Source organism: Pseudomonas sp. H3_D04, assembly GCF_054669175.1.
The window spans coordinates 4,011,925-4,033,868 of record NZ_CP162801.1; the positions used below are offsets into that span (position 1 = coordinate 4,011,925).

23 protein-coding genes are annotated in these 21,944 nt (G+C 59.3%); 2 read left to right on the forward strand and 21 right to left on the reverse strand.

The features are described from left to right. Positions 1–34: 34 nt before the first annotated feature. The 18 genes from AB4N91_RS18445 to AB4N91_RS18530 form a co-directional block, all read right to left on the reverse strand. The gene (locus AB4N91_RS18445; protein WP_102594304.1) at positions 35–751 is read right to left on the reverse strand and encodes a FadR/GntR family transcriptional regulator; all 717 of its coding nucleotides are present in this window, start codon (positions 749–751) and stop codon (positions 35–37) included. 206 nt (positions 752–957) lie between these two features. Continuing rightward, positions 958–1,518: a DUF1285 domain-containing protein gene (locus tag AB4N91_RS18450; RefSeq protein WP_154503787.1), complete on the reverse strand. Its 561-nt coding sequence runs from the start codon at positions 1,516–1,518 to the stop codon at positions 958–960. A 15-nt stretch (positions 1,519–1,533) separates the two neighbouring features. Beyond that, a complete protein-coding gene (locus AB4N91_RS18455) occupies positions 1,534–2,139 on the reverse strand; it encodes a DUF4823 domain-containing protein (RefSeq protein WP_010461840.1) in 606 nt (201 codons plus the stop codon). 138 nt (positions 2,140–2,277) lie between these two features. Then, positions 2,278–3,246, reverse strand: a complete 969-nt coding sequence (locus tag AB4N91_RS18460; RefSeq protein WP_460111498.1) for a GTP 3',8-cyclase MoaA — start codon at positions 3,244–3,246, stop codon at positions 2,278–2,280. A 138-nt stretch (positions 3,247–3,384) separates the two neighbouring features. After that, positions 3,385–4,023, reverse strand: coding sequence for a TetR/AcrR family transcriptional regulator (locus tag AB4N91_RS18465; RefSeq protein WP_008152317.1), 639 nt, complete (start codon positions 4,021–4,023; stop codon positions 3,385–3,387). 342 nt (positions 4,024–4,365) lie between these two features. Continuing rightward, complete coding sequence (locus AB4N91_RS18470) at positions 4,366–5,151, reverse strand: TatD family hydrolase (protein ID WP_077747993.1); 786 nt, start codon at positions 5,149–5,151, stop codon at positions 4,366–4,368. A 14-nt stretch (positions 5,152–5,165) separates the two neighbouring features. Then, entirely contained in the window at positions 5,166–5,522 is a 357-nt protein-coding gene (locus AB4N91_RS18475; RefSeq protein WP_077747994.1) for a PilZ domain-containing protein, read from the reverse strand. 42 nt (positions 5,523–5,564) lie between these two features. Further along, positions 5,565–6,551, reverse strand: coding sequence for a DNA polymerase III subunit delta' (locus AB4N91_RS18480; RefSeq protein WP_102594305.1), 987 nt, complete (start codon positions 6,549–6,551; stop codon positions 5,565–5,567). Then, a complete protein-coding gene (gene tmk, locus AB4N91_RS18485; protein WP_010461848.1) occupies positions 6,544–7,176 on the reverse strand; it encodes a dTMP kinase in 633 nt (210 codons plus the stop codon). Before tmk ends, AB4N91_RS18480 begins: the two co-directional genes overlap by 8 nt. 19 nt (positions 7,177–7,195) lie before the next feature. After that, positions 7,196–8,413 (reverse strand): endolytic transglycosylase MltG, encoded by a 1,218-nt coding sequence (mltG, locus tag AB4N91_RS18490; protein ID WP_042932290.1) that lies wholly within the window; start codon positions 8,411–8,413, stop codon positions 7,196–7,198. Between the two features lie 3 nt (positions 8,414–8,416). Then, on the reverse strand, positions 8,417–9,232 hold the full coding sequence (gene pabC, locus AB4N91_RS18495; protein ID WP_460111504.1) for an aminodeoxychorismate lyase: 816 nt from the start codon (positions 9,230–9,232) through the stop codon (positions 8,417–8,419). Beyond that, complete coding sequence (fabF, locus tag AB4N91_RS18500) at positions 9,232–10,476, reverse strand: beta-ketoacyl-ACP synthase II (RefSeq protein WP_008152330.1); 1,245 nt, start codon at positions 10,474–10,476, stop codon at positions 9,232–9,234. Before fabF ends, pabC begins: the two co-directional genes overlap by 1 nt. 108 nt (positions 10,477–10,584) lie before the next feature. Then, positions 10,585–10,821: an acyl carrier protein gene (gene acpP / locus AB4N91_RS18505; RefSeq protein ID WP_003442511.1), complete on the reverse strand. Its 237-nt coding sequence runs from the start codon at positions 10,819–10,821 to the stop codon at positions 10,585–10,587. Positions 10,822–11,012: 191 nt separating this feature from the next. Beyond that, positions 11,013–11,756 carry a 3-oxoacyl-ACP reductase FabG gene (fabG, locus tag AB4N91_RS18510; RefSeq protein ID WP_010461854.1) on the reverse strand — a complete coding sequence of 248 codons (744 nt, stop codon included), beginning with the start codon at positions 11,754–11,756 and terminating at the stop codon, positions 11,013–11,015. 16 nt (positions 11,757–11,772) lie between these two features. Continuing rightward, positions 11,773–12,711, reverse strand: coding sequence for an ACP S-malonyltransferase (gene fabD / locus AB4N91_RS18515; protein WP_460111508.1), 939 nt, complete (start codon positions 12,709–12,711; stop codon positions 11,773–11,775). 126 nt (positions 12,712–12,837) lie between these two features. Beyond that, entirely contained in the window at positions 12,838–13,848 is a 1,011-nt protein-coding gene (gene plsX / locus AB4N91_RS18520) for a phosphate acyltransferase PlsX (RefSeq protein ID WP_077747995.1), read from the reverse strand. A 4-nt stretch (positions 13,849–13,852) separates the two neighbouring features. Beyond that, positions 13,853–14,035: a 50S ribosomal protein L32 gene (rpmF, locus tag AB4N91_RS18525; RefSeq protein WP_008152339.1), complete on the reverse strand. Its 183-nt coding sequence runs from the start codon at positions 14,033–14,035 to the stop codon at positions 13,853–13,855. A gap of 13 nt (positions 14,036–14,048) precedes the next feature. Beyond that, positions 14,049–14,576, reverse strand: coding sequence for a YceD family protein (locus AB4N91_RS18530; RefSeq protein WP_004371317.1), 528 nt, complete (start codon positions 14,574–14,576; stop codon positions 14,049–14,051). Positions 14,577–14,681: 105 nt separating this feature from the next. Between AB4N91_RS18530 and AB4N91_RS18535 the strand changes: the two genes are divergently transcribed. Then, complete coding sequence (locus AB4N91_RS18535; protein ID WP_172792426.1) at positions 14,682–15,260, forward strand: Maf family protein; 579 nt, start codon at positions 14,682–14,684, stop codon at positions 15,258–15,260. A 48-nt stretch (positions 15,261–15,308) separates the two neighbouring features. Here AB4N91_RS18535 and sppA read toward each other — a convergent pair whose 3' ends face one another. The 3 genes from sppA to rluC are packed head-to-tail and all read right to left on the reverse strand — an operon-like array spanning position 15,309 to position 17,934. Next, positions 15,309–16,298: a signal peptide peptidase SppA gene (gene sppA / locus AB4N91_RS18540; protein WP_460111512.1), complete on the reverse strand. Its 990-nt coding sequence runs from the start codon at positions 16,296–16,298 to the stop codon at positions 15,309–15,311. Positions 16,299–16,322: 24 nt separating this feature from the next. After that, entirely contained in the window at positions 16,323–16,985 is a 663-nt protein-coding gene (locus tag AB4N91_RS18545; RefSeq protein ID WP_083374753.1) for an HAD-IA family hydrolase, read from the reverse strand. Then, positions 16,972–17,934 (reverse strand): 23S rRNA pseudouridine(955/2504/2580) synthase RluC, encoded by a 963-nt coding sequence (rluC, locus tag AB4N91_RS18550; RefSeq protein ID WP_010461871.1) that lies wholly within the window; start codon positions 17,932–17,934, stop codon positions 16,972–16,974. Before rluC ends, AB4N91_RS18545 begins: the two co-directional genes overlap by 14 nt. Before the next feature lie 700 nt (positions 17,935–18,634). Here rluC and rne point away from each other — a divergent pair. Then, positions 18,635–21,871, forward strand: a complete 3,237-nt coding sequence (gene rne, locus AB4N91_RS18555) for a ribonuclease E (protein WP_460111514.1) — start codon at positions 18,635–18,637, stop codon at positions 21,869–21,871. The last annotated feature ends 73 nt before the right edge of the window (positions 21,872–21,944 follow it).

Below are 21,944 nucleotides of genomic sequence, written 5' to 3' on the forward strand. Positions count from 1 at the left end.
AACCTCCTGTTGTTTTTTATGTGGCGCAAGCCTCTCAGCCGGCTTTTTTGTCGGCCATGACTTTTGGATAAAAGCGTTTGATCGCCAGGTCCGCGTTATCGATCAGGGTCATGCAGGCCCAGACACCCCGCGCGGCATCCCGTGCGGCGATGGCGTCGGCCATGTCTTTGTGAATCGGCAGCGTGCGGCGCAATTCGTCCGGGTCGGCGGCGGACACTTCGAACGACACCGCCAACAACGCGCCAAGGGCCGGGACCATTTGTTCGATGAACTGGTTGTGGCTGGCGGCGAGTATGCACTCGTGGAAGACCTGGTCGGCGCGGTTGTAATCGACGCCGCTGTCCACCGCCCGTTCCAACGCGTTATAGGCCTGCTGGATTGCCTGGACCTGTTCGACCGTCGCGCGCTCACAGGCCCAGCGCACGGCCATCGGTTCGATGGTGCGGCGCAGATCGAGCAAGTCGTCGACGAAATTTTCCGGCAAGCCGCTGCGCGAAAGCCAACCCACTACTTGCGGGTCGAAGAGGTTCCAGCGTCGCACCGGCAATACCCGTGTACCGACCTTTGGCCCGACTTCGAGCATGCCTTTGGCGACCAGGGTTTTGATGGCTTCGCGGATGACCGTGCGACTGACACCCAACTGCTCACCCAGGTCGGCTTCGACCTTGATGGTTTCACCCGGCTTGACCTGGCCGGCGGTTATCCAGCAACCCAGCCAATCGACGGTCGACGCATGAAAACTGCTGGACATGGACACCTCGATGCAGGAGCGGCACAAAGCCGTTCGCGATGGGTGTCCACGCTAATCATCATATGATTGGGTGTCAATTTGATTTTTTGGATGACTCACACATCCAATGTGGGAGCGAGCCTGCTCGCGATGGCGGCGTAACAGGTAACATCTAGGTTGATGTTATGGCCTCATCGCGAGCACGCCCGCCCCCACAGTGCTATGCGTTAAGGCTCAAGGCCGATGGGGAAGAATTTTCCGCCGCTCCATACACCCAGCCAACGTTGCCCGTCGATCTCACGGGTCACTGCCAACTCCACCAGTTGGTAAAACACATTGCGATGGATCAGGGCTTCGAGGTTGGTGCGCACATGCACGTAGGGTGCTGGCTCTTGCGTGACCGGGTCGATCACCACGCGAATCGGGTGTTCGGTGCCGGCGTCCGTGGTCTCGTCGACGTTGGTGGTGAAGCGCAGAAGCTGGGCTTCGCCCTCGCCTTCCACGTCCACGGCAATCGCCACAAACGGCGCATCATCGACCTTGATGCCCACTTTCTCGACCGGAGTGATCAGAAAATAGTCATCGCCATCGCGGCGAATGATGGTGGAAAACAATTTGACCATCGGCTTGCGCCCGATCGGCGTCCCCAGGTAATACCAGGTGCCGTCGCGGGCGATGCGCATGTCGATGTCGCCACAGAAATCAGGGTTCCACAGGTGGACCGGCGGCAAGCCTTTGGTTTTGGGGATTTGCCCCAACAAGTCGTTGGCTTTTTGCGGGCCACTCATGGCGTTCTCCTTGGATTACTGGTCGCTGAGACCAATCAGGCTGCGCGCGTATTGCTCAAGCGGCGGGCCGATCAGGTCTTGTGGCTTGTTATCGTGGAACGTCAGTAAACCGCCACGACTCTTGATACGTGCAGTATCAATCAAATACTGGGTGCTGGTCTCGATCAACATGATCTGAATCACGCCGCTGTCGATGCCCAGGCGATCCACGTATTCCTGATCGAGCCATTCGTCCGAGTTACCGATTCGGTCATCCGCCTTGGCGAACCGTGTGTAAAGCAGGTAATGGGCACCGGCGGCGCGGGCTTCACCCATGGCCTGGTCGAGACCTTCGGGCGCGCGCGCGCGGCGGACCATCGGGAAATATTCGATAAAACCGTTGAAGGCTTCTTCAGCGACCACGTTAGGTCGCGGATAAGCACTGCCCGGCGGCGCGAAGGCACCTTGGGCGATGTAGATGAATGAGTCCGGCTGAATGCGCAGGTTATTCACCCGACGACTGTCGCTGTGATCCAGCAGCCCTGCATCGCTCATGTGGTAGCGAGTTCCTTCAGCCATATCGCTGACATTCATGCAGCCACCAAGCGCCAAAACGGCCAGCAGCAAAACCAGGCTACGCATCCTACCCTCCAGAGGCCGGTGACGGAAAACCGGCGAATGGCCATTGGATGCAGCTTCCGCGCCAGCTCAAGGATGTTGTGGCCTTATAGATAGCAATCGCGAGCAGGCTCGGAGCGGCGTTCGTACAATGAGGCCCGATCAGCCGCCAATAATCTTCATGATGGTCGCCCCCCCCGAGAACGCCACTTCCTGCTTGTCCCCCAAGGCTTTCACCAGGAGTCGCTGCAACGCCGGCAATGCCTGATGGCGCGGCTTGTCGAGCAGATCGCCGACATAGTGGCGATTGCTCGACGATAAACAGCCATGCAGCCAGCCGGTGGACGACAGACGCAGGCGCGAACAAGTCCGGCAGAAGGGAACGCTTTCATTGGCGATCACGCCGAAGTGCCCAAGCCCCGGTATTTGATAACGCACGGCAGTGGCGTCTACGGGTGCATCGGCCTGCAAATACTCGTAACGCTCGCCAATCAGGCTCAGCAACTGCTGAAGGCTGACGAACTGTTGCAGGAAAGCGTTGTTGTCGCTGGCCAGATGCCCCATGCGCATCAGCTCGATGAAGCGCAATTCATAGCCACGCTCCAGGCAGTAATCGAGCAGCGGCATCACTTGATCAAGGTTCTGGCCGCGCAGGGGCACCATGTTGACCTTGATTTTAAGGCCGGCGGCCTTGGCCTGATCCATCCCGTCGAGCACGGTCGCCAGGTCGCCGCCACGGGCAATGCTGCGGAACGCGCTGGCATGCAGGGTATCGAGGGAAACGTTGATGCGACGGATGCCGGCGTCTACCAGCAACGGCAGCTTTTTCGCCAGCAGCTGACCATTGGTAGTCAGGCTGATGTCTTCCAGGCCCATCTTGCCGACGGCCGTCATGAAGGCTTCGAGCTTGGGGCTGACCAGCGGCTCGCCACCGGTGATGCGCAAGCGCTCGATGCCCGCCGCTTCGATCAGGTACGCCACGCCGCGCGCCATGGCGTCGGCCGACAATTCGTCCTGTGCAGCCACCAGCCGCTTGCCGTTGGGCACGCAGTAGGTACACGCGTAATTGCAGGCTGAGGTCAGGCTGATCCGCAGATTGCGGAAACGCCTGCCTTGACGGTCAACGATCATGGAGCACTCCGGCGAAAGGAATTTGAACGCGTAAAACTTGACTCACAAATCAAGTTTTAGCAAGTCCCATGCCTGAGTATATTCCTGAGGTACTGCGCCATATAGAGAAATCATGGCGCAATAAGGCAACTGAATGGTTCAGCTACTCGGAGTGTCGGTATCGCGCTTGCGCTTGTTGCCCATACGCACGCCGATATCCATCAGGAACTGGAAGAAACCTTCCTGATCTTCCAGCACATTGCTCCAGAACGGCGAGTGATACAGCGCCACGGCACCGTGCACCAGCGCCCAGGACGCGCAGTAATGGAAGTAAGGCGGCACGTCTTCAAGCTTGCCTTCGCTGATCCGGCCCTTGATCAGCAAGGTCAGGCGTTCGAAGTTCGAGGCGCGGATCTTGTGCAGTTCCTCGACCATCTCCGGCACCTGGTTGCCCTTGACCACCTTCTCTTCCAGCCGATCGAACAAGCGATAGCGTTGCGGATCGCGCATGCGGAATTCGAAGTAGGCCCGGGACAGGGCTTCCTTGTCCTTGTCGACATCAGCCGAATGCAACAGCTCGTTCAGATCACGCTCGTAGTCGAGCATCAGGCGCAGATAGATCTCCGCCTTGGATTTGAAATGCTTGTAGATCGTGCCTTTGCCGATACCGACGGCATCAGCAATCATCTCGACGGTGACACTGTCTTCACCTTGGTCGAGGAACAGCTTGAGCGCGGTATCGAGAATTTCTTGCTCGCGGCGACGAAACTCACGGACCTTACGAGGTTCTTTATGCATAAGAAAAGGTCTGTAGGGGTCAAAATTCGAAGCCGCGTATTATGCCTAACTTGCGCCAAAATGCACGGATCATCCGACCATACCTGTGTTTCTTGATGATTTCACACAGGGTCGCCTGTTGATGAGAACACTTCCGAAGCGCCCGTATTCCAAAATTGTTTAAAAACCGGGACCGGTAAACTGGACTCGGCGCAATACTGATCAATACTTGAACTGTCGGCGGGGCATCTCCCCCAAGTGTCGCGTCGATATAGGTACCAACGGACCGCGTGCCTTTGTTTTACTCCTAATGGTCTTAACCCGGATTCACCCCCCAGAACCCGGGTTTTTTTTGCCTGCGATTCAGCCCTTCACATGCGCCAGCGGAAACAGGCGCTTGAAGTTTTCAGTGGTCTGCTCGGCAAATCGCTCGTAAGCCTCACCCCGCAACATTGCCAGAAACTCCGCCACCTCGCGCACGTACTGCGGCAGGTTGGGTTTGCCGCGATAAGGGATCGGCGCCAGGTACGGCGAGTCGGTTTCTACCAGCAATCGATCAGCCGGCACTTTGCTGGCGACGTCACGCAGCGCATCGGCATTGCGAAAAGTGACAATGCCAGACAGGGAAATGTAATAGCCCATGTCCAGCGCAGCCTTGGCCATGTCCCAGTCTTCCGTGAAGCAATGCAACACGCCCGCCTGAGGCAACGCAGCCTCGCGCAGCAAACTCAACGTATCGGCACGGGCGCCACGGGTGTGGATGATCACCGGTTTGCCTGTTTGCTGGGCCGCCTGCAGGTGCAAGCGAAACGATGCCTGCTGCAACTCTGCCGCTTCCGGCTCGTAGTGATAATCCAGGCCGGTTTCACCGATGGCCACGACACGGGGGTGATTGAGCTCACGCAACAACCAATCCAGCGCCGGAGCGGCACCCGGCTGTACATCCAGAGGATGCACGCCCACTGAACAGTCGACGTCGCCATAACGTTCGGCCAGGGCTTTGACATCCGCGGCATTTTCAACGCTGACGCCGATACATAAAAAGTGCCCTACCCCGCGCTGCCGGGCCGCATCAAGCGCGGCATCCAGGGAGCCGTCGTGGGCGGCGAGGTCAAGACGATCGAGGTGACAATGGGAATCTACGAGCATAAAAGGGCTGCAACTTACATCGTATGAGTGGGACGGTCGGACTTCAGGGCTCCGGCCAGATGGGTTTCGATTCGACTGCGCGCGGTGTTGTCGCCGTCGTTGAATTGTACGCCGACCCCGGCAGCCCGATTGCCCTGCGCACCGTTGGGCGTAATCCAGGCAACCTTGCCGGCTACTGGAATCTTATCGACCTCATCCATCAGGTTCAGCAGCATGAACACCTCGTCGCCCAACTTGTAGCTCTTGTTGGTCGGAATAAACAGGCCACCGTTCTTGATGAACGGCATGTAGGCCGCGTAAAGCACGGACTTGTCCTTGATAGTCAGGGACAAAATGCCGTTGCGCGGCCCCGGATTGACGGCTTCATTCATGCTGACCTCCATTGCTGATGATCAGAGTCTAGGCACAGACGATCACTTCTGGGTAGGCAAGGATGCCCATTGCACCAGCAGTGCCTCCAGCAACAAGGCCGGATTGAGGTTAGCTTTGCTCATGACCTTTTGACGCTGGGCGAGAATCCAGTCCTGGATATTCAAGACTTTATCCTGAGCGGTTTTCTGCGCCAGGTATTGAATGACCTTGCGCATGTCCGCCAACCCCAGCCCCTGCTCATCCTGGGTCAATTGATAGCGCAGGATCAGACTCGACCAGTCGCAGAACCAGTCGAACAACAGCAACTGCGGGACGGTTTTCCATTCTTCGGCCAATTGCGTCGGCGATTGCTGCTGCTTGAGCAGCTTCTTCACGCCTTCGACCACCAGAGCTCGCTGTTCGCGCACGCCTTGGGCCTGCAACTTGACCGCCGCCAGCGGGGAGCCGGCCGCCAGGGTCAGCAGTTCGATACGCTCTTCTTCCGAGCTGTCCGGCAGGGCCTTGGCCAGCCAGGCAAGACTCATCGCTTCGCTCGGCAGCGGACAAGCCTGCTGTACGCAGCGGCTCTTGATGGTCGGCAGCAGACGACTGGTCTGGTGGCTGACCAACAGCAAAACGGTGTCGCCGGACGGCTCCTCAAGACTTTTGAGCAAGGCGTTCGCGGCGTTGATGTTCATCGACTCGACCGGCTCGATCAACACCACTTTGCGCCCGCCCATTTGAGCGGTCTGGACCACGAAACTGACCAGATCGCGCACCTGATCGACCTTGATCGCCTTGTCGGCCTCTTCGGGTTCCAGGATGTAGTTGTCGGGGTGGCTGCCGGCCTTGAGCAGCAGGCAGGACTTGCATTCACCGCAGGCATCCTGCGCGGTCGGACGCTGGCACAGCAAACTGGCCATCAACCGTTCCGCCAGCGCCCGCTTGCCGATCCCGGCCGGGCCATGCAGCAGATAGGCGTGCGCATGTTGCTTGCGACCGGCCAACTGCTGCCAGAGGCTGTCCTGCCACGGATACGCTTCAGCCACGGGCCAACTCCAGCAGGCGTGGCAGCAAGGCGTCCAGCGACTGCTGAACCTGTGCCAGCGGCTGAGCGGCATCGACCCGCACATAACGCGCCGGGTCAGCTTCAGCGCGCTTGAGGAACGCACTGCGCACGGCATCAAAAAAGGTTCGGCCTTCGAGTTCAAAACGATCCAGGCGACCGCGAGCGCTGGCGCGGGCCAGACCCACTTCCACCGGCAGATCGAAGATCAGCGTCAGATCCGGGCGCAAATCGCCCTGCACAAAGGTTTCGAGGGCCGCGATACGCTCCAGCGACAGACCACGACCGCCGCCCTGATAGGCGTAGGTCGAATCGGTAAAGCGATCACACAAGACCACCGCGCCGCGGGCCAGCGCCGGGCGAATCACCTCGGCCAGATGCTGGGCGCGCGCGGCGAACACCAGCAGCAGCTCGGTGTCAGGGTTCATGACTTCATCAACCGGCGCCAACAGCACCTCGCGGATCCGCTCGGCCAAGGGCGTACCACCCGGCTCGCGGGTCAACACCACCTCGATACCGGCGGCGCGCAGGCGCTCGGCCAGGTATTCGCGGTTGGTGCTCTTGCCGGCGCCTTCCGGGCCTTCCAGGGTAATAAACAAGCCAGTCACGGGCAGTCCTTAATCAGAGTCATTGCGGGCTTTGCGGAGCCGGTGTGTCCGGCTCGGGCACGGGTTCGGGCGCCGGAGCGGGTTCTTGCGGCGCGTCTTGTGGCGCTACTTCTGGCAAAGCTTCGGGATCGGGATTGGGCGAAGCGGCCGGAATCGGCGCTTCGGCACCCGGTGTGTCGGCACTCGGAGTTTCTGGCGCGGAGACCGGTGCCGGACTGGACCGATAATCGGCACGACGCTTGAGCTGGAACTCGCGCACCGCATTATTGTGGGCGTCCAGATCATCGGAGAACACGTGGCTGCCGTCACCGCGAGCCACAAAGTAGAGGCTGTTGCCTGCCACCGGGTTCAACGCGGCATGGATCGCTTCGCGGCCGACCATGGCAATCGGGGTGGGTGGCAGGCCCGAAATCATATAGGTGTTGTACGGCGTGGCCTCCTTGAGGTGGGCGCGGGTCAACTTGCCGCTGTAGCGATCACCCAGGCCGTAGATCACCGTCGGATCGGTCTGCAGCAGCATGCCCATCGCCATGCGTCGCACGAACACGCCTGCAATCTGCCCGCGCTCCTGGGGCACACCGGTTTCCTTTTCAACCAGCGAGGCCATGATCAGCGCCTGATAGGGTTCGGTGTACGGCAAATCAGCAGCGCGCTGCTCCCATTCCCTGGCCAGGACTTCGTCGAGGCGATCGTAGGCTTTTTTCAGCAGATCGACGTCGGTCATGCCCCGCACGAAGCGGTAAGTGTCGGGGAAGAACCGGCCCTCGGGAAAGATCCCGGTATGGCCCAGCTTGGTCATCACTTCGCTATCGCTCAAGCCGTTGAGGGTCTGCTCGAGTTTTTCATCCTTGGCCAATGCCGCCCGGACCTGATGAAAATTCCAGCCTTCGACCAGAGTCAGACTGTACTGAACGATGTCCCCACGTTTCCACAGGTCGATCAGCCCTTCGACGGTCATGCCGGGCTGCATGCGGTATTCGCCCTTGTGCAAGGGTTGTCCGGCCAGATTGAATCGCCAATACACGCGCAACCAGAAAGCGTCCTTGATGACGCCATCGGCTTCGAGTCGATAGAAGGTGCGGGTGGGTGTCGTGCCTTTAGGCACTTCCAGCAGTTCTTCCTGGGTGATGTTCAGCGGCTGATTCAGCGCCGTATGAATCTTCCAGGCGGAGGCGCCCAGACACAGCCCTGCCAGAACCAATCCGGTTTCCAGCAGCAGCAACAATTTACGTCTCACGTATCAAGCATCCAGTAGCGCATGGGCAATGGTTTGGAGTTTACGGGTGAGCGGCCCAACCGGCCAGCTCAGCGCAGCATAGGCGCGCACCGGCCAAACGCCATACACGCTGTTGCAGACAAAGACTTCATCGGCCCATTGCAGCTGATCGAGGCTAATGTCGGTGATTTGCGTGGGGATCCCCAATGACTCGGCTTGAAACAATAATTCGGCACGCATCACACCCGCCACGCCGCAGCGCTTCAAATCGGCTGTGATCAACACGCCATCGCGCACCAGGAAAAGATTACTGAATACGCCTTCGATCACCCGTCCTGTCCTGTCGAGCATCAAGCCTTCGGCATGCTCGGTGTCCTGCCATTCGGAACGGGCTATGACCTGCTCCAGGCGGTTCAGGTGTTTGAGGCCGGCAAGCAGTGGTTGCCTGGACAGTCGCGTCGCACACGGGAACAGGCGAACGCCCTGCTCGCCATGAACGGCAGGATAAGCAGCGGGTGGATTTCCTTGCAGAATACGTCGGGCCTGAGCCGAAGGATCGGGAGCGTAACCACGCAGACTGTCGCCGCGGGTGAGGATGAGCTTGAGCATACCTTGACCCAGTGCGGCGGCATAGGCCAGCAGCTCACTGCGGATCAACTCGTGATCGGCAGTGATCGCCAGCCGTGAACAGCCATCGGCCAGACGCGACAGATGTCGGTCCAGCAACAAGGGTTGCCCACCACGCACGGCGATGGTCTCGAACAGACCATCACCGTAAGCCAGGCCGCGATCCTTCAGCGACAAAGCGTCAGCCGGCTGACCGTCGACCCAGCTGTCCATCAGTCAGCGAACCGGCGGAACACCAGCGAGCCGTTGGTACCGCCAAATCCGAAGGAGTTGGAGAGCACCACATCGATATCCATATTGCGCGCGGTGTGCGGCACGAAATCGAGATCGCAGCCTTCGTCCGGTTCATCGAGGTTGATGGTCGGTGGCGCTACCTGGCTGTTGATCGCCAGCACGCTGAAGATCGCCTCGACTGCGCCTGCTGCACCCAGCAAGTGACCGGTCATGGACTTGGTCGAACTGACGGCCAGTTTGTAGGCGTGATCGCCGAACACCGACTTGATCGCACAGGCTTCGGCGAGGTCGCCGGCCGAGGTCGAGGTGCCGTGGGCGTTGATGTACTGGACCTGATCGCCATTGATCCTGGCGTCGCGCAAGGCATTAGTGATGCAACGGGCAGCACCGGCGCCATCGGCGGGAGGCGAAGTCATGTGGTAGGCATCGCCGCTGGTGCCGAAACCGATCAGCTCGGCATAGATGGTCGCGCCGCGCGCCTTGGCGTGCTCCAGCTCTTCGAGAACCAGGGCGCCGGCACCGTCGGACAAAACGAAGCCATCACGGCCCTTGTCCCATGGACGGCTGGCACGGGTTGGCTCGTCGTTGCGGGTCGACAGCGCACGGGAAGCACCGAAGCCACCCATGCCCAGACCGCAAGCCGCCATCTCGGCGCCGCCGGCAATCATCACGTCGGCTTCGTCGTACATGATGTTGCGCGCAGCCATGCCAATGCAGTGCGTACCGGTGGTACACGCGGTGGCGATGGCGTAGTTAGGTCCCTGTGCACCCAAGTGGATGGACAGAAAACCGGAAATCATATTGATGATCGAGCCAGGCACGAAAAACGGAGAAATCCGTCGTGGCCCGGAATCATGCAGGGTGCGGCTGGTTTCTTCGATATTGGTCAGACCGCCAATACCCGACCCCATGGCCACGCCGATGCGTTCACGGTTGGCGTCGGTGACTTCAAGGCCTGCGTTACGTACAGCCTGAAAACCTGCGGCCAGACCGTACTGAATGAACAGATCGAGCTTTCGAGCTTCCTTGACCGACAGGTATTCCTCGACATTGAAGCCCTTTACCGAGCCGCCAAAACGGGTGGAATAGGCAGAAAGGTCGGTGTGTTCGATCAGACCAATGCCACTGCGGCCAGCCAGAATGCCCTGCCAACTGCTTGGCACATCCGTGCCCAGTGGCGACAACATACCCATACCGGTGACTACGACGCGTCTACGCGACACAGCACTCTCCTTTTTCAAATGACGACTTTGCATCAGGCCTAAAGAAAAAACCGCACGCCGTGATGGCAGTGCGGTTTTTCCATGACAGCAAGCAACGATTACAAGCTATTAAGCCTGGTGGTTAGTAACGTAATCGATTGCGGCTTGTACAGTAGTGATCTTCTCAGCTTCTTCGTCAGGGATTTCGGTCTCGAATTCCTCTTCCAGAGCCATCACCAGCTCAACGGTGTCAAGGGAGTCGGCACCCAGGTCTTCAACGAAGGAAGCAGTGTTGACCACTTCTTCTTCTTTAACGCCCAGTTGCTCAGCAACGATTTTCTTGACGCGCTCTTCGATGGTGCTCATACCTTGTTTTCACTCCTAATGGACAAATTCAGGCAGCTGGCCAGTGGGTAAGTGTATAGAAAGACTTTTCAGTTTTTCAACTGAAAGCTTCACTCCTCAAACCCGACGACCCTCTGCCTATAAATAGATTGCAGCTTTATAACGGATTTTAGACAGCTCGTATGACATTTTTTTGAAGCAATCCGTCACATTTAACTCATGTACATCCCGCCGTTCACCGGGATTGTAGCCCCAGTAACGTAAGCCGCACCGTCGGATGCAAGAAAAGCGACCACAGACGCGATCTCTTGAGCTTGCCCCAGACGGCCCAGCGGAATCTGCGTCTGCAAGGCTTCACGCTGTGCCTCAGGCAGTTCGCGGGTCATATCGGTGTCGATGAACCCAGGGGCCACCGAGTTTACCGTAATCGAACGCGAACCGACTTCACGCGCCAGTGCACGGCTGAAACCTTCCAGACCGGCCTTGGCGGCTGCGTAGTTTACTTGGCCTGCGTTGCCCATGGCACCCACAACCGAGCCAATACTGATAATTCGTCCCCAACGGGCTTTGGTCATACCGCGCAAAACGCCCTTGGACAGGCGGAACAGACTGTTCAGGTTGGTATCGACGACGTCATGCCATTCGTCATCTTTCATGCGCATCATCAGATTATCGCGGGTGATACCGGCATTGTTGACCAGGATCGCCGGCGCACCGAACTGTGCTGTGATGCTCGCCAACACCGCAGCAACGGATTCGTCGCTGGTGACATTGAGTTCCAGGCCAGTGCCTTGAATACCATTTTCTTTCAGGGTAGCGGCAATACGCTCGGCGCCGGAAGCGGACGTCGCGGTACCGACAACAATAGCGCCCTGACGACCCAGTTCCAGGGCGATGGCCTGGCCGATACCGCGGCTCGCACCGGTGACCAGTGCAACTTTACCTTGCAGACTCATGCAAGTTTCTCCTGATTCAGGCCAGCGCTGCACGGGCGGCAGCGAAAGCGTCTGGGGTATTGAGGTTGGATGTCGACACGCCTTCGGCGCAACGCTTGTTCAGGCCGGCGAGTACTTTGCCAGGGCCGCATTCGACCAGTTGGGTCGCGCCCTTGGCGGCCAGCGCCTGGACCGACTCAACCCAGCGTACAGGCTTGTAGAGCTGCTCAAGCAGGTCGCGCTTGAGGGTTTCCAGATCGGCCGGCACATTGGCGCTGACGTTCTGCACCACAGGGATCTGCGGAGCCTGCCAGTCAATGGCAGCGATCGACTCAGCGAAACGCTCGGCTGCCGGACGCATCAATTCGCAGTGGGACGGCACGCTGACCGGCAACGGCATGGCACGCTTGGCACCACGAGCCTTGCAGCCTTCGATGGCGCGTTCGACCGCAGCCTTGGCACCGGCGATCACGACCTGGCCCGGGGAGTTGAAGTTGACCGCGCTAACCACTTCGCCTTGCGCCGCTTCGGCACAGGCGGCCAACACGTCAGCATCTTCCAGACCCAGGATTGCGGCCATGCCGCCCTGCCCGGCCGGAACCGCTTCCTGCATCAACTGACCACGGCGCTCCACCAGCTTGACGGCGGCGCCCAGGCTCAGGCTACCCGCCGCGACCAGTGCGCTGTACTCGCCCAGGCTGTGACCGGCAACGTAAGCCGGACGTGCGCCGCCTTCCGCCAGCCACAGACGCCACAAGGCGATCGAGGCAGTCAGAATGGCCGGCTGGGTTTTATCGGTTTGATTGAGTTGCTCTTCCGGCCCTTGCTGGGTCAGTGCCCACAGGTCGTAACCCAGAGCATCGGAAGCTTCTTTGAATGTTTCGAGGACAACCGGATGTTGTGCGCCCAACTCGGCCAGCATGCCGAGGGACTGCGAACCCTGTCCTGGAAAGACGAATACGAGGGAAGCAGACATGTAACAAGCCCCTAATGATCTTGTCGTCGGAGAATTTGACGTCCCGCTTGGGGGACGCAAGAAACTGACAGTTGGATGGCCAATTGAACTGAGCGGTCACATTTAAGCATTGTCCGACGAAAACGCCTAAAGCAACAAATCCTCCAGACGACCGTGAATGCGTTCCGGAAGGTTTTCCTGGATCTCGATCAGCGCACGGGAAATGGCACTCTGAAAACCCTGAACTCCGGCCGAACCGTGGCTTTTCACCACAATCCCCTGCAAACCCAGGAAGCTTGCGCCGTTATGTCGCGCAGGCGCCAGATCGGCCTGCAAACGCTTCATCAGGGGTAGCGCCAGCGCGCCGATCATTTTCGAGGCGAGGTTTTTCTTGAACAAGGCTTCGATGCGCCCGGCAATCATGGTCGCCAGGCCTTCGCTGGACTTGAGCAGGATATTGCCGACAAAGCCGTCACACACCACCACGTCCGCCTCGCCCCGGTACAAACCGTCACCTTCGACAAAGCCGATGTAGTTGATGCCGCGAGCACTTTGCAACAAGGTCGCCGCCAGCTTGACCTGCTGATTACCCTTGATGTCTTCGGTGCCGATGTTCAGCAAGGCCACCCGCGGGCGAACAATGCCGAGGGTTTCTGCCGCCACCGAGCCCATCACCGCAAATTGCAATAAATGCTCGGCACTGCAATCAACGTTGGCGCCGAGGTCGAGCAACTGGCAATAACCCTTCTGCGTTGGAATCGCCGCCACCATCGCCGGCCGATCGATGCCGGGCAACGTCTTGAGCACAAACCGCGACAACGCCATCAGCGCACCGGTATTGCCGGCACTGACACAGGCCTGAACCTTGCCATCACGCAACAACTCTAGCGCCACGCGCATCGACGAGTCAGGCTTGCCACGCAAGGCCTGGGCAGGCTTTTCGTCCATGGCGATGACTTCGGACGCCGGAGCAATCGACAGGCGCGAGCGATCCACAGCCGATTGGCCAGAGAGCAATTCTTCAAGAAGAGAGGGTTGACCGACGAGGGTCAGGTGCAGCGAGGGCGTAGCAGACAGACAAGCAAGGCTGGCCTGAACAATGCTGCGGGGACCGAAGTCCCCGCCCATTGCGTCAATCGCGATGACTTGAGCAGACAAGTGATTACTCGTCAGCGCCCTTGTCGATCACTTTACGGCCACGGTATACGCCTTCTGGCGATACGTGGTGACGCAGGTGAATTTCACCGGTGGTTTTTTCTACAGACAGAGTGCTTGCCGTCAGGGCGTCGTGCGAACGACGCATGTCACGGGCAGAGCGGGATTTTTTGTTCTGCTGAACAGCCATAATTGATTAACTCCTAAACGTTTGGGTCACGCTTTAACTGCGCCAATACACTGAACGGGTTGGACCGCGTTACCTCGTCCTCGCTCGGTTCGGGCTCATCGAGACCCGCCGGCTGCTGGCATTCTTCCGGATGATGAGCAGGCACAATGGGCAAGGCGAGCAGAAGCTCCTCCTCGATCAGTGACTGCAGATCCAATGGATCTTCGCCCAGTTCCAGCACGTCATAACCTTTCGGCAACGACTGGGTATTCGCACCCTCCTTCACCACAGCATAACTGCATTCGCTATGGATCGGCAGGGTGACCAGCTCAAGACAACGCTGGCAAACCATTTTGACTTCGGTGTCGATAAAACTGTGGATTACCACAGACTTACGTTCATCTCGTTCAAAAACGAATTTAGCCTGCACCGTACCGACAGTATCGGAAAGCGGGTCGCAGAGTCTCTCCAAATCGGCCAGCAGCAGTTCACCTTGAAGGGTGGTGCCACGGTCAGCCAATTTGCGCGGGTCAACGTGAGGTGGAATCGGGTCATTCAACATAGGCGCAGCATTATAGGGATGCACCCAGCCATGTCAAAGGAAATTCAGCCCTGTCCGTCACTTGGAAGCCTCGGTAGAATTCGCGCCTGTCTTCCGGAGATACGCATGCTGCCTTTATTACTCGCTTCAAGCTCGGTTTATCGCCGGCAATTGCTGGCCCGCTTGCAGCTGCCATTCACCTGCAGCTCGCCGGATATCGATGAAAGCCATCGCTCCGACGAGACGGCCATCGAACTGGTAAAACGCCTTGCCGAAGAAAAAGCCCGGGCACTGGCCGGCAGCCATCCTGCTCATCTGATTATCGGCTCCGACCAGGTTGCCGTCCTCGGCGATCGAATCATCGGCAAACCCCACACCTTCGAGAAGGCCCGCGAACAACTACTGGCATCCAGCGGTGCCAGCGTGACCTTCCTGACGGGCTTGGCACTGTTCAACAGCCAGACCGGCGACTGCCAGGTCGACTGCGTGCCTTTCACCGTGCACATGCGCACCCTCGACCCGGCACGCATCGAGCGCTACCTGCACGCCGAACAGCCCTACGACTGCGCTGGCAGCTTCAAGGCCGAAGGCTTGGGGGTGAGCCTGTTTCAAAGCACCGAAGGCCCTGACGCCACCAGCCTGATCGGCCTGCCGCTGATTCGCCTGATCGACATGCTACTGGCCGAGGGCGTGCAAATTCCCTGAACACAAAAAACCGGCCACTGCGGCCGGTTTTCTGGTGCAACCAAAGAATCAACGCAACGAAGGCCCCTGGAAGCCCATCCACATCGCCAACTGCTCAGCCACGCTGGCACCGAGCTTTTTCGAGAAACGATCAAATGGCGATTCCTGAACGGTGAAATCCACCAGTTCCTTCTCGCCAATTACATCGCGCGCCACCGAACTGGCACTCCCCAGGCCATCGATCAGACCCAGCGGCAACGCCTGCTCACCGCTCCAGACCAGCCCGGAGAATAACTCTGGATGCTCTTTATCCTTGAGACGGTCGCCACGGCCCTTCTTCACGCTGTTGATGAACTGCTGGTGCGTGGTATCCAGAACGCCCTGCCAGAACTGAGTTTCCTCAGGCTTCTGCGGCTGGAACGGGTCGAGGAACGACTTGTGCTCGCCGGACGTGTAGGTCCGACGCTCGACGCCAAGCTTCTCCATGGTGCCGACGAAACCATAACCGGCCGCCGTCACACCAATGGAACCGACCAGACTCGCCTTGTCGGCGTAAATCTGATCCGCCGCGCTGGCGATGTAGTAAGCACCGGAAGCGCCCAGGTCAGAGATCACCGCGTACACCTTGGTATCCGGGTGCAAGCCGCGCAGACGGACGATCTCGTCATACACATAACCCGACTGCACCGGACTGCCGCCCGGGCTGTTGATGCGCAGAACCACACCCTTGACCTTCTCATCCTCGAAGGCAGCACGCAGACTGCCAACGATGTTGTCGGCGCTGGCCGGCTCCTTGTCGGCGATCACGCCGGTTACATCGATCAACGCCGTGTAGTGGGAACCGCGGGTCGCGCTTTTTTCCATGTCCATGAGCGGCGTGAACAGAATCAACGCGCCAAACAGGTACACAAAGGTCAGCAATTTAAAGAAAATACCCCAGCGACGAGACCGGCGCTGCTCCTGGACACTGGCCAGCAGGGTCGTTTCCAGCAGCTTCCAGCTTTTTTCGTCACCGCTCTCTGCGCTCGCCTTGGCGGGCGCTTTCCATTCGTCGGTCATGACATCTACCCCAGCAAAAACCCGTTAAGCCCGCTGACCCAGCCAGGCATGCAATTCTGAAAAACGATCAATGGCCAGTCGCGGCTCGAACAGCTTCAGCGCGTCGATCGATTGCGCGCCATAACTGACTGCCACCGAATCCATACCGGCGTTACGCGCCATCTGCAGGTCGAAGGACGAATCGCCCACCATCAGCGCCTGCTCCGGGCGAACCTCGCAATGCGCGAGAATCTGCTCAAGCATCAGCGGATGGGGCTTGCTGGCGGTTTCGTCGGCGGCGCGGGTGATATCGAAATAATCTTCCCAGCCATGGGCTTTCAGCACCCGATCCAGCCCGCGACGCGCCTTGCCCGTGGCCACAGCCAGATGATAACCCTCGGCGCGAAACGCCTCCATCGACTCGAGCACACCCTCGAACAGCGGTGAAGGCACAGCCTCTGCGGCGATGTAGTGATCCGCATAGTGTTGGCGGAACGCAACCAGCTCGGCATCGCCAATTTCGGGGTACAACGTGCGAATGGCCTCAGGCAGACCCAGACCGATAATGCCTTTGACGGCAAAATCATCGCGCAGCTGAAACCCGGACCGTTCGGACGCGACATGCATCGCCTCGACAATCCGACCAATGGAGTCAGCAAGCGTGCCGTCCCAATCGAAAATCAGCAGTTTGTAATCAGAGGGGTGCACTCAGGCGCTCCACGGTCTTGGCCCACATTTCATCCACCGGCGCCTGCAATTTCAGCTCGCCACCATCGGGCAGCGGCACAGTCAGCAGGTAGGCGTGCAGAAACAGGCGTTTGCCGCCCAAATCGCGAATTTCCTTGCTGAAACCTTCGTCGCCATACTTGGTGTCACCAGCGATGCAATGCCCGGCATGCAAGGTATGGACGCGAATCTGGTGGGTCCGGCCGGTAATCGGCCTGGCCTCGATCAGGGTGGCAAAGTCGCCGAAGCGGCGCAGGACCTTGAACACGGTCACAGACTCCTTGCCCTCCTCCTCGTCGACCTCGACCATACGCTCGCCGGAACGCAGATTGCTCTTGCCCAGCGACGCGCGGACCTGCTTGATCGAAGCCGCCCAGTTACCACGGACCAGCGCCATATAGCGCTTGTCGACGCCATCGCCGCGCAAGGCCGTGTGCAAGTGGCGCAACATGCTGCGTTTCTTGGCGATCATCAACAGGCCGGAAGTATCACGGTCGAGACGGTGAACCAGTTCGAGTTCCTTGCAATCGGGACGCAACTGACGAAAGGCTTCGATCACCCCATAAGTCAGGCCGCTGCCGCCATGAACCGCAATGCCGCAAGGCTTGTTGATCACGATCAGCGCTTTGTCCTCGAACACAATCGAGGCTTCCAGGCGTTGCAGCAGGCCCTGGGCCAGCGGCACCGGCTCGTCGCGCTCAGGCACGCGAACCGGCGGCACGCGCACGATATCGCCCGCCTGCAGCTTGTATTCGGGCTTGATCCGACCTTTGTTCACTCGCACTTCGCCCTTGCGCAAAATGCGGTAAATCAAGGTCTTGGGCACGCCTTTGAGCCGAGCGAGAAGGAAGTTATCAATACGTTGGCCGGCATATTCCGGCGAGACCTCCAGCAGTTGTACGGCTGGGGTCGAAGGGGCAGTAGTCGTCATGCCGCGGATGATAACAATTTTTTATGGAATTGAAGCACTTAATCATTGCTGCTATAGTCGCGAACGCCGCCAAAAGCGGCCTGGACAGCGGACTAACGGTCAAAAACCGGCCCTGACCAACGCAATTCACCAGGACGCGAGGCCGTCCTACGGGGCTTTCGCTACGTAACGGTGGAGTTTTCAGCTGTAACAAGCGCAGGTGACATGAGGCCTGAATCAAGCCGCAAAGCAGAGTTTTCACTCCCCTTGCGAGCCAATATTCATGGCCAGTTCACAAAGTGCAGTCAGCTAAGGACGACCCCGAGCGAACGCTTCGGAAACAACGCCTAAATTAGCCATGATGCGTGACCTCCCCCTTCGGAGCTCACGGTAAATGCCAACCCGCTGCGGATTCTGCGCGCGGCAGCACCCGAATTATCAGGGATACGTGTAGGGTGGAGATGCACAACCGCTGGACTGTGTAGCAATAGGCTTTATCAAGACGCTTCATCTCGTCCACAGCCGCTGGTTGATTCCTCCTCCTGACTGAGTGCTTAAGTAGCCACAGCAAGCAGGACGCGTAAGTCGCGATAACGGCCCAATTGGCCAGACATCGCTGGACACGGGAATGGCCAACCACTCCCGACGCACCTGACACCGACCATGAGAAGTCGTGTGTGCCGAACGCCGTTTCCGGCAGCCCGGAAACCGACGGTACTACATGAAAAGAATGCTGATTAACGCAACTCAACCCGAAGAGTTGCGTGTTGCACTGGTAGATGGCCAACGCCTCTACGACCTGGACATCGAATCCGGTGCACGCGAGCAGAAGAAGGCCAACATCTATAAAGGCCGGATTACTCGCATCGAACCAAGCCTTGAGGCTGCCTTTGTCGATTTCGGCTCTGAGCGCCACGGCTTCCTGCCCCTCAAAGAAATCTCCCGCGAATACTTCAAGAAAGCCCCTGAAGGCCGCGTCAACATCAAGGACGTCCTGAGCGAAGGCCAGGAAGTCATCGTTCAGGTCGAAAAAGAAGAACGTGGCAACAAGGGCGCTGCCCTGACCACCTTCATCAGCCTGGCCGGTCGTTACCTGGTGCTGATGCCGAACAACCCGCGTGCCGGCGGTATCTCCCGTCGCATCGAAGGTGAAGAGCGCAACGAACTGCGTGAAGCCCTGAACGGCCTGGTTGCACCAGCCGACATGGGTCTGATCGTTCGTACTGCCGGCCTGGGCCGCAGCAGCGAAGAAATGCAGTGGGACCTCGACTACCTGCTGCAACTCTGGACCGCCATCAAAGAAGCTTCGTTGGATCGCTCCGCGCCGTTCCTGATCTACCAGGAAAGCAACGTGATCATCCGCGCCATCCGCGATTACCTGCGCCAGGACATCGGCGAAGTGCTGATCGACAGCGTTGAAGCCCAGGACGAAGCCCTGACCTTCATTCGCCAGGTGATGCCGCAGTACGCCAGCAAGATCAAGCTGTACGAAGACAGCGTTCCGCTGTTCAACCGTTTCCAGATCGAAAGCCAGATCGAGACCGCTTTCCAGCGCGTCGTTGAACTGCCTTCCGGCGGCTCCATCGTTATCGATCCGACCGAAGCCCTGGTGTCCATCGACATCAACTCGGCACGCGCCACCAAAGGCAGCGACATCGAAGAAACCGCCCTGCAGACCAACCTTGAAGCCGCCGAAGAAATCGCCCGTCAGTTGCGCTTGCGCGACATCGGCGGCCTGATCGTCATCGACTTCATCGACATGACCCCTGCCAAGAACCAGCGCGCCGTGGAAGAAAAAGTCCGCGAATGCCTGGAAGCCGACCGCGCTCGCGTGCAAGTCGGTCGCATCTCGCGCTTCGGCCTGCTGGAAATGTCCCGTCAGCGCCTGCGTCCATCCCTGGGCGAAAGCAGCGGCATCGTTTGCCCACGTTGCAACGGCACCGGCATCATCCGTGACGTTGAATCGCTGTCCCTGGCGATCCTGCGCCTGATCGAAGAAGAAGCCCTGAAAGACCGCACCGCCGAAGTTCGCGCCCAAGTGCCGATTCCGGTCGCAGCCTTCCTGCTCAACGAAAAACGCAACTCGATCACCAAGATCGAACTGCGCACCCGTGCCCGCATCGTCATTCTGCCGAACGATCACCTCGAAACGCCGCACTTCGAAGTTCAGCGTCTGCGTGATGACAGCCCGGAAGCCGCAGTCGGCCAGTCCAGCTACGAAATCGCAGCAGCCGCTGCCGAAGTCGAAGAAGTCCAGCCAGCCGCCGCGACCCGCACCCTGGTTCGTCAGGAAGCCGCAGTCAAGACCGCGCCGGCCCGCGCCAACGCTCCGGTTCCGACCGAAGTCGTCGCTGCCGCACCTGTTGCTGCACCGATCGCCGTGCCAGAGCCAAGCCTGTTCAAAGGCCTGGTGAAGTCGCTGGTCAGCCTGTTTGCTACCAAGGAAGAGCCTGCTGCTCCGGTTGTGGTTGAAAAACCAGCGACCACCGAGCGCCCGGCCCGTAACGAAGAGCGTCGCAACGGTCGTCAGCAGAGCCGCAACCGTAACGGTCGCCGCGATGAAGAGCGCAAGCCTCGTGAGGAACGTGCACCGCGTGAAGAACGTGCACCGCGTGAAGAACGCGCACCACGTGAGCCACGCGAAGAGCGTCAACCACGCGAAGCCCGGGAAGAAACCCCGGTAGTCGCCCGCGAAGAACGTGCTCCACGTGAAGAGCGCGCACCTCGCGCCCCTCGTGAAGAACGTGCACCGCGCGCGCCTCGCGAAGACCGCAAGCCACGTGGCGAGCGTGAAGAACGCGTGCGTGAACTGCGCGAACCTCTGGATGCCACCGCTCCAGCCGCTGCTGCGACCGCTGAAGAGCGTCCAGCTCGCCAGCCACGTGAAGAACGCGCTCCGCGCCCACCGCGTGAAGAACGTCAGCCACGTGCAGAGCAAGCCGCTGCCGCGGTTGCCGAAGAAGAACTGGTAACCAACGAAGAGCAACTGCAGGAAGACGGTCAGGAAGGCGCCGAAGGCGATCGTCCACGCCGCCGCTCCCGTGGCCAGCGTCGTCGCAGCAACCGTCGCGAGCGTCAACGCGATGCCAACGGCAACGTGATCGAAGGTTCGGAAGAATCCGAATCCGCCGAAGGCAGCGAAGCGGGCGAAAGCAACGAAGCGCCAAGCACTTCCGATCTGGCCGCCGGCCTGGCTGTTACCGCAGCCGTTGCCAGCACCGTGATCAGCGCGCCTGCTGAAGCCCAAGCCAACGAGCAAGCCGAACGCGCAACGGCCGCCACCCTGGAAACGGCTTCGGTCGAAGCGCCAGTAGTGGAAGCAACGACTCCGGTAGAAGCCACTGCGGCTCCGGAAATCGAAGTGGCACCGGTTCGTGAAGCACAGCCTGAAGTTGAAGCGGCCCCCGAGCCAGTGTTTGCTGCCGAGCCAGCTGCCGAAACCTCCAGCGAAACCGTAACCGAAGCTGTCCGCGAAGTTCGTGAAGAACAAACCGCGTTCAACTGGGTTGCCGAGCCGGCTGCGGTTGAAGCGCCTGCTCCGGTTGCTGAAGCTCAGGTTGCTGAAGCCATGGTGTCCGAGCCAGTGATTGTGGCTGCCGAGCCTGCTCCAGTCGTTGAAGCACCGGCGCCGGTCGTTGCCGAAGTGGCTGCACCGCACGTCGAAGCCGCCCCTGTCAGCGCCCTGACGCCAAGCGGCCGTGCACCGAACGATCCACGTGAAGTGCGTCGTCGCAAGCGTGAAGAAGAGCGTCTGCAGAAGGAAGCCGAACTGGCTGCCGCTGCTGCTCCGGTTGAAGCGATTGTCGCTGACGAGCCTGCACCGGTTGTGGCTGAAGTGATCGAAGCGGCACCTGTTGCCGAATCGGTCATCGAAGAAGCACCGCGCTCCGTACAGGAAGCGGTCGAGCAACACGAACAAGCCCTGGAAAAAGAACACGAGCCTAAACCCCTCGTCTGATTCCATCGGCCACTAAAAAGCCCCGCCTGGTGATCCAGGCGGGGCTTTTTTTACATCTGAGATAAAGCAAGTA